Below are 13,611 nucleotides of genomic sequence, written 5' to 3'. Positions count from 1 at the left end.
CTACATGCATGGCAGGAGCGCGCCGCGATGCGGCGCCCGCCTTCATCAGCCATGCACGCCGCCGCACCGCCCCGACCCCCATGGCAGGAGCGCGCCGCGCCCCGGCGCGCGGGTGCCTGATGGCGCTCGGCCCCCGCCTCGACCTGCGCCAGACGCAGCAGCTGGTGATGACGCCGCAGCTGCGCCAGGCCATCAAGCTGCTGCAATCCTCCAACATCGAGGTCGCCGCCTTCGTCGAGGAGGAACTCGAGCGCAACCCGCTGCTCGAGCGCGACGAGAGCACGACGCCCGGCCCCGATGCCGGCCGCACCACCGACCCGCTTCCCGCCCCGCCCGAGGCGCCCGACGCGGCCGAGGCCGCGCGCTCCGACGCGCTGCCGGCCGAGAACGCGGCACCGCTCGATGCCGAGTGGGACAATGTCTACGACGCCGGCACGCCGCCCATGGGCAGCGGCGGGCGATCGGATTTCGAGGACGACCTCTCGGGCGTCGAGGCCATGGCCGCGCCGGAGAAGAACCTGCGCGAGCATATCGGCGAGCAGATCCGCCTCTCCTTCGCCACCGCGCAGGAACGCATGATCGCGGCGAACCTGCTCGCGCTGCTCGACCCCGCCGGCCGCATGAGCGTGCCCGCGGCGACCATCGCCGCAGCACTGGGCTGCGCCGAGGATGCGGTGGAAGCGGTCCGGCAACGCATGCAGCGCTTCGACCCGGTCGGCATGTTCTGCGCCGACCTGCGCGAATGCCTGATGGTGCAGCTGCAGGAGCGCAACCGCTACGACCCGGCCATGGCCGCGCTGCTCGACAACCTCGAGATGCTCGCCCGGCGCGACCTGCGCGGGCTGCAGGCGGTCTGCGGCGTGGACGCCGAGGACATGGCCGAGATGGTGGCCGAGCTCCGCCGCCTCGACCCCAAGCCCGGCGCATCCTTCGATGCGCCGCCCGCGCCGACGCTGGTGCCCGACGTCCTCATGCGCCGCGGCCCGGGCGATGGCTGGATCGTCGAGCTGAACCCCGAGACGCTGCCCCGCGTGCTGATCAACCGCGGCTTCCACGGCCGGGCGCTGGTCGGCGCCCGCACGCGGGAGGAGAAGGCCTGGGTGGCGGAGAAGTTCCAGACCGCCTCCTGGCTCGTGAAGTCGCTCGAGCAGCGGGCCAACACCATCCTCAAGGTCGCCGCCGAGATCGTGCGCCGGCAGGACGGCTTCTTCCGCCACGGCGTCGCGCATCTGAAGCCGCTGATCCTGCGCGACGTGGCCGAGGAGGTGGGCATGCATGAGAGCACCGTCTCCCGCGTCACCTCCAACAAGGCGATAGCGACCCCGCGCGGCACCTTCGAGCTCAAGTACTTCTTCACCACCGCCATCGCCGCGACCGCAGGCGGGGACGCCGTGAGCGCGGAAGCGGTGCGCCACCGGATCAAGGCCATGGTGGATGCCGAGAGCGCGGACGACATCCTCTCCGACGACGCGATCGTGGCCCGGCTGCGTGCGGAAGGCGTGGACATCGCCCGCCGGACCGTGGCCAAATACCGCGACGCGCTGCGGATACCCTCATCGGTGCAGCGCAAACGGGAGAAGGCCGTCCCGGCCTGATCCGACCCGAGCCTTCACGGCCCGCGCTGAGGATGCGGACCGGCGATATGGTCGCCACACGGGGCGGCCCCTCCCCTTCAATGGAAGAAGGAGGGCTCAGCCCCATGCACGTCACTGTCGCAGGCAAGCAGGTCGATACCGGAGAGGCGCTGAAGGTCCATGTGCGCGAAGGGCTCGACGCCATCACGCGCAAGTATTTCGACCATGCGCTCGAAGCCAACGTCACCTTCCACAAGAACCGCGCGCTTTTCGCCTGCGATATCAACCTCAAGGCCGGGCGGGGCCTGACGATGCGGGCCGAGGGCGAAGGCCCCGACGCCCATCGCGCCTTCGACGAGGCGGCCGAGCACCTCGCCAAGCGCCTGCGCCGCTACCGCCGCCGCGTCAACGAGCACGCCCGCTCCTTCGCGCCCGAGCGCGAGGCGCCGGCCGGCCTCGAACGCGTGCTGCGCCCGCAGCCCGAGGAGGAGGCCGAGGCGCCCGCGCCCAATGGCGAGGACCACGGCGCCATCGTGGCCGAGCACCCGGCCGAGATCGCGCTGCTGACGGTGGGCGAGGCGGTGATGCGCATGGACCTCGCGCAGGTGCCGGTGCTGATGTTCCGCAACAAGGCGACGCGCGCGCTCAACGTGGTCTATCGCCGCGCCGACGGGAATGTCGGCTGGATCGATCCCGGCGCGGGCTGACAGGGGCCCGGCCGCGTTCCTTCCGCGGGCGTGCTCACCCGGTCAGGTTGAACCGCCTGACCGGGACGCGCGCCGCCTCCGCCGGGCTTCGGCCTGCGATGGCGCGCGCGGCCGCCGCGCCGTCCCCGCGCGCGATGCCGGCGGGCGCATGGCCGAAGCGGTTGCCCGCCAGCATCACCCGCCCTCGCCGGGCTCCAGGCTGCGCGGGCCGGGGCGGCCATCGAGGAAGGCCACGAGATCCTCCTCCATCTCCGCGAGATGCGGCTCCCAGGCCTGGCGGGCCTCGTCGCAGGGCTCGATCCAGACGCGGTGCGCGAGGCCGAAGGCCCCGGAGATCGCGGCCATGCAGCAGCGGGTCGAGAGCGAGGCCGGCATCCACGGCATGACCTCATAGACCCGCGCACCGGCGCGCGCGGCAAAAAGCATCGTCAGGCCGGCCCCGTGGATGCCCGCGACCAGCGCCGCCCCCTGCATCATGCGGATCCGGTCCGCGAGCGGCATGCCCTTGAGCGTCACGCTCTCGAAGCCATGGCGCGCGAACATCGCCTCCAGCGCGTCCTCGCCCTCCGGGCGGCGCGCGTTCGCGTCCCGGCGGGAGATGAGGATGCGGCGGTCCCTCCGCCCCTCCGGCGCCGGGCCCGCCGCCGCGACGAGGCGATCGAACAGGAAGCGCGCCGCACCGCCCCGGTGCATGCCGAGACCGCCCCAGTCGGGCACGTGCAATTCGCCGAAATGCGCGCAGTCGCCGAGGGCGATCAGCGGCGCCGCCTCCCCGCCGAGCAGGCGCAGGCTCTGCGCCTGGGCGGGCAGCGCGTCGTCGCGCAACGCGATGGGCAGCGCCTCGGCGCCGGCCTCGAAGCGCCAGCCGAGGCCGCGGAAGATGCCGCCGAACCAGTGGTAGAGGTTGTTCGTGTTCCCCGTGGCGAGGATCGCGCGGTCATGCTGCGGCACGTCGCCCGGCGCCACGGCCGGCAGGGGCCGCGCCGTCGGCAGCGGCTCGCGCAGGACGGTCCCGTCCGGCCGCCAGATCGCGCCGAGCCGGTTGGCGAAGACGTCGCGGTAGATGCGCACGCGCGCGGCGGGCTCCTCCGCCGAATCCCAGGCGGCTCTCCGCTCCAGCGTCTCCAGCAGGGCGGCGGCCGTCCCGGGCCCAGCCCCGGGTGCGGCGGCGATGCCGAGAAGCGGCGCGAGGGAGGGGCTCGGCGCCTGCCGCCTGGGGCGGATGGCGGCGAGGGCGAAGCCGCCCTCGACCACGCCGGAAAGGGCGCGGCGCCGTTCCGCCGCCCAGCGCCGGAGGTCCGCCGGGGCGGTTCCGTCGAGCGTGACGGCGGCGAGCGCGGTTAGCAGCGCCGGGCGGGCGGCCGGCTCGGGCGCGGCGTCCAGCATGTCCCCCAGCAGCTCCAAGGCGAGGCCGGCCTGCCGGTGGCGCACGAGGGCGAGCGCGAGGCGCGCCCGGAGCGCCGGCTGCAGGGGGGCCGCGACGGCCATCTCCACCGCGCGCCGCAGCGCCTGCTCGTCGCGCGCGGCAAGGGCGGCGCGCAGGAACTGGCCGATCGCCCAGTTCGGCATCGTCGCGGGCCGCGCCGCGAGGACAAGGGCGCAGAGCCCCGCGTGATCGGCCCGCTCGAGGCAGTCCTTGAAGGCCGGCGCGAGCAGCGGCCAGGGCCGGCCTTCACCCGCGCTGCGCGCCGGGGGCGCGGCGATGGCCGGGGCTTCGGGCCGGGCGCGCGGCGGCGGCGCGGCCGCGCCGCTCAGCGCCTGCGATGGGTGCGGATCCTGCGGTGGCCCGTCATCCCCGGCCCCGCCCATCAATGCACCAGCGCCGGCCCGAGCCCGTGCTGCAGGATGGCCGCGGTGGCGAGCGCGATGGTCGGCGCGGCGCCGATCGGCGTGCCGTCGGCGGCATGGATGGCGACCGCCCTCTGCCCGTTCACCACCACGGGGCGGGCATAGGCGATCGTGGTCGCGCCATAGCGCGCCCAGGCCAGCGGGGAGAGCGAGCGGAGCACCTCGGCGGGCAGCGCGGCCTCCTCGCCCTCCTCCTCGATCCGTTCGATGTCGATGTCGTCCTTGGTCATTGTCTGGTCTCCTTCCGGCACGTCCCGGAGGCCCGTGCGGAATGTCCGGCCCGTGGCGGGCCCGGTTGCAAGAACATGCTTCACGCCTTGGCGGGGCGGCCCTCGACGATGGTCGCGCCGCCATTGCCCTTCGCGCCGATGCGGATGGTCCTCACGCGGCTTTCCGGCTGCGGGCGGCGGAGTTCGAGATGCAGCAGCCCGTTGTCGAGCCAGGCGCCCTCCACCTCCATCCCTTCGGCAAGCACGAAGGCGCGCTGGAACTGGCGGGCGGCGATGCCGCGATGGAGGAAGACGCGGCCCTCGCCGTCATCCTTCTGGCGGCCGCGGATCACGAGCTGGTTGTCCTCCTGCGTGATCTGCAGGTCGTCCATCCCGAAGCCGGCGACGGCGAGCGTGATGCGCAGGCGGTTCTCGCCGATCTGCTCGATGTTGTAGGGCGGGTAGCCGTCGGCGTTCTTGCCCACGCGGTCGAGCATCTGCTCGAGGTGGTCGAAGCCGAGGAACAGCGGCGAGCCGAACAGGGACTGGCGTGACACGAAGCAGGGCCTCCTCGTCCGAGAGCGAAGCATCCGGCGGAGCCCGAAGCGCCCCGCCGCGCCAGATCTTGGCAGCCGCCTGCGCCGCTGCAAGGGGGTGCGTTGCAACGGCCATGCCGGGCCGCTAGAGGATCCCCGCCCCCATGACCGACGCCGAAACCCTGCCCATCCTGATCGTCCCGGACGCGCGGCTGCGCGCGCGCGCCAAGCCCGTCGGCCCCGCCGACGAGGACCGCGTGCGCGCCCTCGCGCCGCGCATGCTCGCCAGCATGTATGCCGCCCCCGGCATCGGCCTAGCCGCCCCGCAGGTGGGGGAGATGCTGCGCCTCGTGGTCATCGACCTCCAGAAGGAGGAGAGCCGGGACCCGATGGTGCTGGTGAACCCCGAGATCCTCGCCGCCAGCGCCGAGACGGCGACGCGCGAGGAAGGCTGCCTCTCCCTCCCCGGCCAGTATGCCGAGGTGACGCGCCCCGCGCGGGTGAAGGTGCGCTACCAGGACCTCGCGGGCGCGCGGCGGGAGATCGAGGCCGACGGCCTGCTCGCGACCTGCCTGCAGCACGAGATCGACCACCTCGATGGCGTGCTCTTCGTGGACTACCTGAGCGCGCTGAAGCGGAACATGCTGCTGCGCAAGCTCGCCAAGGAGCTCAAGGCCAGGCAGCGGGCCTGAGGCCGCGCCGGAGGGACGCCCCGCCATGCGCCTCGCCTTCATGGGCAGCCCGGATTTCGCCGTCCCCGCACTGCGCGCCCTGCACGGGGCGGGGCACGAGATCGCCGCCGTCTATTGCCAGCCGCCGCGCCCGGCCGGCCGCGGCCAGCGCGAGACGCCCTGCCCCGTCCATCGCGCCGCGCTGGAGCTCGGCCTGCCGGTGCGCACGCCCGCGCGCCTCAAGCGCGACGCGGCGGAGCACGCGGCCTTCGCCGCGCTCGGCCTCGATGCCGCGGTGGTCGCCGCCTACGGGCTGATCCTGCCGAAGGCCATGCTGGACGCGCCGCGCCGGGGCTGCCTGAACATCCACGCCTCCCTGCTGCCGCGCTGGCGCGGCGCGGCACCGATCCACGCCGCCATCCTCGCCGGCGATGCGGAGAGCGGGGTGACCATCATGCGCATGGAGGAAGGCCTCGACACCGGCCCCATGCTGCTGAAGGAGGCGACGCCGATCGGCCCGGACACCACCGTGCAGGAGCTGCACGACCGGCTGGCCGCGATCGGCGCGCGGCTCATCCTGCGCGCCCTGGCTGAGGATCCGCCCGCCATTCCGCAGCCCGAGCAGGGCGTCACCTACGCGCCGAAACTCACCAAGGAGGACGGCCGGCTCGACTGGACGCAGGATGCGGCCGCGCTGGAGCGCCGCGTGCGCGCCCTCAACCCCTGGCCCGGCACCTTCTTCACCCATGGCGGGGAGCAGATCCGCGTCCTCGCCGCCCATCCCGAGTCCGGCAGCGGCGCGCCCGGCACGGTGCTGGACGACGCCGGGCTGATCGCCTGCGGCAGCGGGGCGCTGCGCCTCGCGCGGCTGCAGCGCCCGGGCCGCGCGCCGCAGCCCGCCGACGCCTTCCTGCGCGGCTATGCCCTGCCGCGCGGCAGCGTGCTCGGCTGATGCCCTGCTACGCCCTCCTGCTCGAATACGATGGCGCGCCCTTCGTCGGCTGGCAGCGGCAGGAGAGCGGCCTGTCCGTCCAGCAGGTGCTGGAGGAGGCGGCGGCGCGCCTGAACGGCGGCGCCCTGCCCCTCGTCTCGGCGGCCGGGCGCACCGATGCCGGCGTGCATGCCGAGGGCCAGGTCGCGCAGGTGACGCTCGTGGCCGCGCTCCCGCCCGAACGCGTGCGGGAGGCGCTGAACTTCCACACCCGTCCGCACCCCGTCGCCGTGCTCGGCGCGGCGGTGGTGGATGCGGCGTGGTCGGCGCGCTTCTCGGCCATCGGCCGCGCCTATCGCTACCGCATCCTCAACCGCCGCGCCCGGCCCGCGCTCGACGCCGGGCGCGTGTGGCACATCCAGCGCCCGCTCGATGCCGCGGCGATGCACGCGGCCGCGCAGGGCCTGCTCGGCCGGCACGACTTCTCCGCCTTCCGCGCCGCCGCCTGCCAGGCGAAGTCGCCGCTGCGCACGCTCGACAGGCTGGATGTCTCGCGGCTGGGGGAGGAGGTGGTGATCGTCGCCGAGGCGCGCTCCTTCCTGCATCACCAGGTGCGGAACATGGTCGGCACGCTGGTCGAGGTGGGGCTGGGCAGGCGCCCCGCCTCCTGGCCGCGGGCGGTGCTCGACGGCGGCGACCGCACCCGCGCCGGCCAGACCGCGCCAGCCGAGGGGCTGAGCCTGACCGGGGTGCGCTACGACCCGCCGATCGCCTGGGCCTGATGCCCTGCGGAGAACGCTCGATCTTTGTCCGCAGGGCATCTGGATCCGGTTCCGCGCGCGGCCGCCCCGCCAGCCCCGCGCGCCCTGCCAGCGGGTGCGAGGTTTGGCCTTTCGCCCGCTGGCATGAGGGGCGGCCGGCAGGGGATCACCCCCTGCCCGCGGCCCTCACCCGCGCGCGAGTTGCACCACAAGCCCGGAGAGGAAGACCGCGATGCCGATGTCGAGGATGACGAAGCCCGCCGCCTGCAGCCCCGTGACGCGCAGCGCCGCGCGGGTGGCGAACCATTGCAGCCAGACGGCATAGGCGAGCCCGGCGAGGCCCAGCGCATCGGCGATCAAGCGCGGCGCGCCCGCCAGCACGGGCAGCGTCAGCGCCGTCACCACCAGATACTGCACCAGGTTCGACCAGTTCCACGCGGCGATGAAGCGCGGCCAGAGCGCGCGCCGGCCCATCGCCTCGGCCAGCGGGATCGAGGCGAGCGCGAAGCCCGCCCAGGAACAGGCGAAGGCGATCAGCTCCGCGGCCAGGACCCGGGCCGGGTCCGCGCCCGCCACCGCGGCCGCGCCGCCGCCCGTCATCGCGCGCAGCAGCAGGAAGATCGGCAGGCAGATCGCCGCGGCGAGGAAGGAGCCGCGCGCCTCCTCCATCGTCGGCGCGAAGACGTCGGCCCCCTCGGGCCGCCCGCGCGCGAGCAGCAGCGCCCCGGCGATGCCGCGCGCCAGCGGGCCGGGCGGCGGGGGGGCCGCGCCGCTCAGCCGAGGATCTCCTCGAGCACCGCACGGTAGGCGGCGGCCAGCCGCCGCAGTTCCTCGACCGGCGCATGCTCGTTCACCTGGTGCAGCGTGGCACCGACCGCGCCGAACTCCGCCACCGGACAGTAGCGCGCGATGAAGCGCGCATCCGAGGTGCCGCCGCCGGTGTCGAGCGCGGGCTCGACGCCGGTGCTGCGTGCAATGGCGCGCGATAGCGCCTCCACGAAGGGCCCGGGGCGGGTGAGGAAGCTCTCGCCCGAGCATTCGGCCTGCATCTCGTAGGCGCATCCCGCGGCGCGCAGGGCGGCGTGCAGGCGCTCGGTCAGCGCCTCGCTCGTGTGCAGGTCGTTGAAGCGGATATTGAGCATCGCCCGCGCCTGCGCCGGGATGACGTTGGAGGCCGCGTTGCCGACATCGAAGCCGGTGACCTGCAGCGTGGAGGGCGGGAAGAACTCGGACCCGTTGTCGAGCGGCGCGGCAAGCAGCGGGCCCAGGGCCGCGACCAGCCGGTGGATCGGGTTGTCGGCCTGCGCCGGATAGGCGCTGTGCCCCTGGCGGCCCTGCACCGCGATGCGCGCGGTCAGGCTGCCGCGGCGGCCGATCTTGATGGTGTCGCCGAGCGCCCTGCGGCTGGTCGGCTCGCCCACCAGCGCCATGTCCGGGACCTTTCCCTCGGCCTGCATCCACTCCAGCACCTTCGCGGTGCCGTCCACGCTGCGCGCCTCCTCGTCGCCGGTGATGAGCAGCGAGATGGAGCCCGGATGATCGGGCCGCGCCGCGAGGTAGTCCGTCAGCCCCGCGATGAAGGCGGCGATGCCGCCCTTCATGTCGCAGGCGCCGCGGCCGAACAGCAGCCCGTCGCGCACCACCCCGCCGAACGGGTCGTCGGACCAGGCGCCGAGGTCGCCGGGCGGCACCACATCCGTATGCCCCGCGTAGCAGAGATGCGGCCCACCGCCACCGCGCCGGGCGAAGAGGTTGCCCACCCGGTAGTCGTCCGGCCCGAACGTCAGGCGGGTGCAGGCGAAGCCCAGCGGCTCCAGCGCCCGCTGCACCACGTCGAGCGCCCCGTCATCGGCCGGCGTGACGGAGCGGCAACGGATCAGCGCCTGGGCGAGCGGGATCGGGTCGGTCGCCATGCGCCGCGGCCGCTCAGTCGCGCAGCAGGTCGTTGATCGCCGTCTTGGCCCGCGTCTGCGCGTCCACGCGCTTGACGATCACCGCGCAGTAGAGCGAGGGGCCCGGCGAGCCGTCCGGCAGCGGCCTGCCCGGCAGCGAGCCCGGCACCACCACCGAATAGGCCGGCACGCGGCCGGTGAAGACCTCGCCGGTCGCGCGGTCGATCACCTTGGTCGAGGCGCCGATGAAGACGCCCATCGAGAGCACCGCGCCGCGCTCGACGATCACGCCCTCGGCCACCTCGGAGCGCGCGCCGATGAAGCAGTCGTCCTCGATCACCACCGGGTTGGCCTGCAGCGGCTCGAGCACGCCGCCGATGCCGACGCCGCCCGAGATGTGCACGTTCTTGCCGATCTGCGCGCAGGAGCCGACGGTGGCCCAGGTGTCCACCATCGTGCCCTCGTCCACATAGGCGCCGACATTCACGAAGGAGGGCATCAGCACGACATTGCGCGCGATATAGGCGGAGCGGCGCACCACCGCCCCCGGCACGGCGCGGAAGCCCGCTTCCTTGAAGCGGTTCTCGCCCCAGCCCGCGAACTTCAGCGGCACCTTGTCGTAGGCGCCGGCGGCGGTGTCCATCGGCTTCGAATCGGCCAGCCGGAACGAGAGGAGCACCGCCTGCTTCAGCCACTGGTTCACGCGCCAGCCGCCCGCCCCATCGGGCTCGGCGACGCGCGCCTTGCCGGAATCGAGCAACTCCAGCGCGTCCTCGACCGCCGCGCGGTCGGTTCCGCCGGTACCCGGATTCACCTTGTCGCGCGACTGCCAGAGGCTCTCGATCAGGCCCTTGAGGGCATTCGTGTCCATGGGCGGCATCCTCCGGCGGGTCGGGTTGGGCGGGGTTCCTTGCGGCGGCGGCGGCGCCCTGTCAACGCGGGTGGCGCTAACCGGCGATTCATCGCCCCCGGGCTTCCATGGCGCCGATGACGATGGCGCTGCGCCCCGAGGAACGATGCGCGACGGTCCCGCCCGCGGCGGCGGCGGCGGCGGCGCTGCACGGCGCGCTGCTGGAATCGCGTCAGCGCTGGCAGGACCTCGCCGGCCTCGCCGCGGACTTCGTGTTCGAGACGGACAGCGCCGGCCGCTTCTCCTTCCTCTGGCCCGAGACGGTCATCGGCCACCCGGCGACGAGCCTTCTCGGCCGCCGGGCGGCCTCGCTGCTGCTCGGCACCGGCCCCGATCCCTTCGCGCTGCGCCAGCCGGTGCGCCGGCAACGCGCCTGGGTGGCCGGGGCCGGGGGGAAGCCGCGCTGCCTCGCCTTCTCCGTGGTCCCGATCGGCGATGCGCGGGGCCAGTTCGCCGGGCTGCGCGGCGCCGCGCTCGACGTGACGGAACAGGAGGAAGCCGCCGCCGCCGCGGCCGCGGGCCTGCGCCGCGCGGCGCTGCTCGACGCGCTGGCCGAGACCGTCCGCCGCGCCGGCACCCCGCGGGAGGCGCTGGCGCGCGGCCTTTCCAGCCTGCGCGACGCGCTGGGCTGCGCCGGCACCGCCATGATCGTCCCCGAGGCCGAAGGCGCGGCGCTGGTGGAGGCGAATGGCGCGGTGCCCGCCGGCCTGCCAGAGCGCGCCGCCGCCGCGCTGGATGCGGTCGAGGACTGGGCCGGCCGCCTCGACGGGCGGGAGCCGGCCGCGCTGCTGCATCATCACGGCCGGCGGCCGCGGGTTTCGGCGCTGGCCGCCTGGCGCGGCGCGGGCTCGCGCGACTGGGACGCCGAGGACCTCGCCGTGCTGCGCTCCATGGCCGCGATGCTGGGTGCTGTGCTCGGCTTCGCGCGCCTGCAGGAGGAACTGGAGCACCAGGCCGCGACGGATGCGCTGACGGGCCTTGCCAACCGCCGCGCCTTCCTCGCCGCGCTGGCATCGGCCGGCAGCGGGGCCCTGCTCACCTTCGACCTCGACAACCTGAAGCCGATCAACGACCGCCACGGGCACGAGGCGGGCGACGCCGCGCTGCGGGCGCTGGCGGCGCTGCTGCGGGCGGATGCGGGCGCGGGCGAGGTCGCGGCCCGGCTGGGCGGGGACGAGTTCGCGCTGTGGATCCCCGAGGCCGACATCGCCGCCGCCAAGGCGCGCGCCGAGGCCCTGCGCGCCCGCGCCGCCGCCCTGGCCGGCACGCCGCACGCCCCGCGCTTCAGCATGGGCATCGCCTGCCGCCCGCCGGGCAGCCCGGAGAGCGCCCGCGCGCTGCTCGCCCGCGCCGACGCCGCGCTCTATGCCGCCAAGCGCGGCGCGCGCGGCTCCTGGCGCCTTGCGGAGCCCGCCGCATGACGACCGGCAGCGACGCCGCGCGCATCCTCGCCGAAGGGCCGCCCGCCGCGCGCCTTGCGCTCGCCTGCGACGAGCAGGCGCCGCCCGAGGCGCTCTACTACCTGATGGCCGACCCCTCCCCGGAGATCCGCCGCGCAGTCGCCGGCAATCCCGCGACGCCGCACCAGTCCTTCCCGGCGCTGGCCGGGGACACCGAGGAAGGGGTGCGGCACGCGCTCGCGACGCGGCTGGCCACGCTCGCGCCGGGCCTCGGCGGGGCGCAGCGGGACCGGCTGGCCCAGGCCGCATGGGACGCGCTCGCCCGGCTCGCCGGCGATGCTGCGGAGGAGATCCGCGCCACCATCGCCGAGGCGGTGAAGGATCTGCCCGAGGCCCCGCGCGAGATCGTCCTGGCGCTGGCGCACGACACCTCCTTCCGCGTCGCCGAGCCTGTCATCCGCCTCTCCCCGCTGCTCACCGAGGAGGACCTGCTCGGCCTCGTCGCCGCGCCGCCGGTCGCCGAGACGCTCACCGCCGTCGCCCGCCGCCCCGAGATCAGCGAGGCCGTGGCCGATGCGCTCGTCGCCACCGGGGATGTCGCGGCGATCGGCGCGCTGCTCGCCAATGGCCGGGCCGCGATCCGCGAGAGCACGCTCGATGCCCTCGTGGTGCAGGCGGCCGAGCGCACCTCCTGGCAGGAGCCGCTGGTCCGCCGCCCGGCGCTGCCCGCGCGCGCGGCCCTCGCGCTCGCGCATTTCGTGGCCGAGGAGATTCTCGCGCCGCTGCTCGACCGCCCCGACCTGCCGCCCGAGACCGCCGCGCAGATCCGCAGCACGGTCGTCGGCCGCCTCGCCGCGCGGCCGCGCGGCGGCGAGACCGCCGAGGACGCCGCGCTGCGCGCCGAGTTGCTGCTGCGCGCGGGCGCCCTCACCGAAGCGGTCATGCTGCGCGCCGCGCAGGCCGGCGAGGCGGCCTTCGTCACCGCCGGGCTCGCGGGCCTCGCCGGCGTGCCCCGCCGGACGGTCGAGCACGCGGTCGCGACGCGCTGCACGAAATCCCTCGCCGGGCTGTGCCGCCAGGCCGGGCTGCACAGGCCCGCGGCCGAGGCCGTGCTCGGCATGCTCTGCCCCGCCATGCCCGAGGCCGGCACCGCCGTCACGCCCGCGCTGGTCGGCGACGGGGAGCTGAAATGGCGGATGGACGCGCTCTCGCGCGCCGCCGCACGCTGATCAGGGGCGGATCAGCGTGCCCGGCCCGGCATCGGTGAAGAGCTCGGCCAGGATCGCGTGCGGCACGCGCCCGTCCAGGATCACCGCGCCCTTCACGCCGCGCTCGATGGCGTAGATGCAGGTCTCGACCTTCGGGATCATGCCGCCATTGATCCAGCCGGCCTCGATGCCGGCCTTCACCTCGGCCACCGTCATCTCGGGGATCAGGCGCTTGTCGGTGTCGAGCACGCCGGGCACGTCGGTCAGCATCAGCAGCCGCTCCGCCGCGAGCGCGCCGGCGATCGCGCCGGCCGCGGTGTCGGCGTTGATGTTGTAGGTCTGCCCGTCCTCGCCCACACCCACGGGCGCCACCACGGGCACGATGTCGGCCCCGATCAGCAGGCGCAGCACCTTCGGGTCCACGCTCGCGGGCTCGCCCACGAAGCCGAGGTCGAGCACCTTCTCGATGTTCGAATCCGGGTCGCGGTAGGTGCGCGTCAGCTTGCGCGCGCGGATCAGCCCGCCATCCTTGCCGGAGATGCCCACCGCCATGACGCCCGCGCGCGTGATGGCCTCGGCCACCTGCTTGTTGACCGGGCCGGCGAGGACCATCTCGACCACGTCGAGCATCTCGGCGTCGGTCACGCGCAGGCCCTGCACGAAGGTGGACTTCACGTTCAGCCGCTTGAGCATGGCGTTGATCTGCGGCCCGCCGCCATGCACCACCACCGGGTTGACGCCGACCTGCTCGAGCAGCGCGATGTCACGGCCGAAGCGCAGCGCCGTCTCCTCCTCCCCCATGGCGTGGCCGCCATACTTCACGACCACGGTGGCGTCGTCGTAGCGCTTCAGGAAGGGCAGCGCGCCGGCCAGGATGGCCATGGCATCGGGCGTGTGGGCAGGCTCGGTCATCAGCGTTCCTCGCCCCCTTTCCGGGGGTCGGCGGTTTCTGGCCGCGGGCGGC

At 74.7% G+C, this 13,611-nt stretch carries 14 protein-coding genes; 7 read left to right on the top strand and 7 right to left on the bottom strand.

Annotated elements, in window-relative coordinates:
- Positions 1 to 119: 119 nt before the first annotated feature.
- Together rpoN and hpf are read left to right on the top strand one after the other, a co-directional pair.
- Positions 120 to 1,595, top strand: coding sequence for an RNA polymerase factor sigma-54 (rpoN, locus tag FHS88_RS05205; protein WP_184481998.1), 1,476 nt, complete (start codon positions 120 to 122; stop codon positions 1,593 to 1,595).
- 104 nt (positions 1,596 to 1,699) lie between these two features.
- The gene (hpf, locus tag FHS88_RS05200; protein WP_184481996.1) at positions 1,700 to 2,281 is read left to right on the top strand and encodes a ribosome hibernation-promoting factor, HPF/YfiA family; all 582 of its coding nucleotides are present in this window, start codon (positions 1,700 to 1,702) and stop codon (positions 2,279 to 2,281) included.
- A gap of 174 nt (positions 2,282 to 2,455) precedes the next feature.
- Here hpf and FHS88_RS05195 read toward each other — a convergent pair whose 3' ends face one another.
- The 3 genes from FHS88_RS05195 to FHS88_RS05185 form a co-directional block, all read right to left on the bottom strand.
- Positions 2,456 to 4,090, bottom strand: a complete 1,635-nt coding sequence (locus tag FHS88_RS05195) for a glycosyltransferase family 61 protein (protein ID WP_184481993.1) — start codon at positions 4,088 to 4,090, stop codon at positions 2,456 to 2,458.
- Positions 4,090 to 4,359 (bottom strand): DUF1150 domain-containing protein, encoded by a 270-nt coding sequence (locus FHS88_RS05190; RefSeq protein WP_246419469.1) that lies wholly within the window; start codon positions 4,357 to 4,359, stop codon positions 4,090 to 4,092. Before FHS88_RS05190 ends, FHS88_RS05195 begins: the two co-directional genes overlap by 1 nt.
- 80 nt (positions 4,360 to 4,439) lie before the next feature.
- Complete coding sequence (locus FHS88_RS05185) at positions 4,440 to 4,835, bottom strand: Hsp20 family protein (protein ID WP_246419547.1); 396 nt, start codon at positions 4,833 to 4,835, stop codon at positions 4,440 to 4,442.
- A gap of 203 nt (positions 4,836 to 5,038) precedes the next feature.
- On the opposite strand from FHS88_RS05185, the gene def reads away from it, so the two are divergent.
- The 3 genes from def to truA are packed head-to-tail and all read left to right on the top strand — an operon-like array spanning position 5,039 to position 7,258.
- On the top strand, positions 5,039 to 5,566 hold the full coding sequence (gene def, locus FHS88_RS05180) for a peptide deformylase (RefSeq protein WP_184481989.1): 528 nt from the start codon (positions 5,039 to 5,041) through the stop codon (positions 5,564 to 5,566).
- A gap of 25 nt (positions 5,567 to 5,591) precedes the next feature.
- Complete coding sequence (gene fmt / locus FHS88_RS05175; RefSeq protein ID WP_184481987.1) at positions 5,592 to 6,497, top strand: methionyl-tRNA formyltransferase; 906 nt, start codon at positions 5,592 to 5,594, stop codon at positions 6,495 to 6,497.
- Complete coding sequence (gene truA, locus FHS88_RS05170; protein ID WP_184481985.1) at positions 6,497 to 7,258, top strand: tRNA pseudouridine(38-40) synthase TruA; 762 nt, start codon at positions 6,497 to 6,499, stop codon at positions 7,256 to 7,258. Before fmt ends, truA begins: the two co-directional genes overlap by 1 nt.
- A 165-nt stretch (positions 7,259 to 7,423) precedes the next feature.
- Here truA and FHS88_RS05165 read toward each other — a convergent pair whose 3' ends face one another.
- From FHS88_RS05165 to dapD, 3 genes are all read right to left on the bottom strand, one after another.
- Positions 7,424 to 7,906: a hypothetical protein gene (locus tag FHS88_RS05165; protein ID WP_184481983.1), complete on the bottom strand. Its 483-nt coding sequence runs from the start codon at positions 7,904 to 7,906 to the stop codon at positions 7,424 to 7,426.
- A gap of 104 nt (positions 7,907 to 8,010) precedes the next feature.
- Complete coding sequence (gene dapE, locus FHS88_RS05160) at positions 8,011 to 9,150, bottom strand: succinyl-diaminopimelate desuccinylase (protein ID WP_184481981.1); 1,140 nt, start codon at positions 9,148 to 9,150, stop codon at positions 8,011 to 8,013.
- Between the two features lie 13 nt (positions 9,151 to 9,163).
- Entirely contained in the window at positions 9,164 to 10,000 is an 837-nt protein-coding gene (gene dapD, locus FHS88_RS05155) for a 2,3,4,5-tetrahydropyridine-2,6-dicarboxylate N-succinyltransferase (RefSeq protein WP_184481979.1), read from the bottom strand.
- Between the two features lie 107 nt (positions 10,001 to 10,107).
- Here dapD and FHS88_RS05150 point away from each other — a divergent pair, with 107 nt between their 5' ends.
- Both FHS88_RS05150 and FHS88_RS05145 read left to right on the top strand, forming a co-directional pair.
- A complete protein-coding gene (locus tag FHS88_RS05150) occupies positions 10,108 to 11,460 on the top strand; it encodes a sensor domain-containing diguanylate cyclase (RefSeq protein ID WP_184481977.1) in 1,353 nt (450 codons plus the stop codon).
- Positions 11,457 to 12,668 (top strand): DUF2336 domain-containing protein, encoded by a 1,212-nt coding sequence (locus FHS88_RS05145; RefSeq protein WP_184481975.1) that lies wholly within the window; start codon positions 11,457 to 11,459, stop codon positions 12,666 to 12,668. Before FHS88_RS05150 ends, FHS88_RS05145 begins: the two co-directional genes overlap by 4 nt.
- Here the strand turns inward: FHS88_RS05145 and argB are convergent, their stop codons facing one another.
- Entirely contained in the window at positions 12,669 to 13,559 is an 891-nt protein-coding gene (gene argB / locus FHS88_RS05140) for an acetylglutamate kinase (RefSeq protein WP_184481973.1), read from the bottom strand.
- Positions 13,560 to 13,611 lie beyond the last annotated feature (52 nt).

The organism is Neoroseomonas alkaliterrae, from assembly GCF_014199195.1.
Classification (GTDB): domain Bacteria; phylum Pseudomonadota; class Alphaproteobacteria; order Acetobacterales; family Acetobacteraceae; genus Neoroseomonas; species Neoroseomonas alkaliterrae.
Note: the sequence above shows the minus strand (reverse complement) of the source record. Positions and strands in the feature narration are given on the sequence as shown.

Bases quoted from the DNA above. Each gene is read 5' to 3' on its own strand.
- rpoN (WP_184481998.1), top strand. From the start codon at position 120: ATGGCGCTCGGCCCCCGCCTCGACCTGCGCCAGACGCAGCAGCTGGTG.
- hpf (WP_184481996.1), top strand. From the start codon at position 1,700: ATGCACGTCACTGTCGCAGGCAAGCAGGTCGATACCGGAGAGGCGCTG.
- FHS88_RS05195 (WP_184481993.1), bottom strand. From the start codon at position 4,090: ATGGGCGGGGCCGGGGATGACGGGCCACCGCAGGATCCGCACCCATCG.
- FHS88_RS05190 (WP_246419469.1), bottom strand. From the start codon at position 4,359: ATGACCAAGGACGACATCGACATCGAACGGATCGAGGAGGAGGGCGAG.
- FHS88_RS05185 (WP_246419547.1), bottom strand. From the start codon at position 4,835: ATGCTCGACCGCGTGGGCAAGAACGCCGACGGCTACCCGCCCTACAAC.
- def (WP_184481989.1), top strand. From the start codon at position 5,039: ATGACCGACGCCGAAACCCTGCCCATCCTGATCGTCCCGGACGCGCGG.
- fmt (WP_184481987.1), top strand. From the start codon at position 5,592: ATGCGCCTCGCCTTCATGGGCAGCCCGGATTTCGCCGTCCCCGCACTG.
- truA (WP_184481985.1), top strand. From the start codon at position 6,497: ATGCCCTGCTACGCCCTCCTGCTCGAATACGATGGCGCGCCCTTCGTC.
- FHS88_RS05165 (WP_184481983.1), bottom strand. From the start codon at position 7,906: ATGGAGGAGGCGCGCGGCTCCTTCCTCGCCGCGGCGATCTGCCTGCCG.
- dapE (WP_184481981.1), bottom strand. From the start codon at position 9,150: ATGGCGACCGACCCGATCCCGCTCGCCCAGGCGCTGATCCGTTGCCGC.
- dapD (WP_184481979.1), bottom strand. From the start codon at position 10,000: ATGGACACGAATGCCCTCAAGGGCCTGATCGAGAGCCTCTGGCAGTCG.
- FHS88_RS05150 (WP_184481977.1), top strand. From the start codon at position 10,108: ATGGCGCCGATGACGATGGCGCTGCGCCCCGAGGAACGATGCGCGACG.
- FHS88_RS05145 (WP_184481975.1), top strand. From the start codon at position 11,457: ATGACGACCGGCAGCGACGCCGCGCGCATCCTCGCCGAAGGGCCGCCC.
- argB (WP_184481973.1), bottom strand. From the start codon at position 13,559: ATGACCGAGCCTGCCCACACGCCCGATGCCATGGCCATCCTGGCCGGC.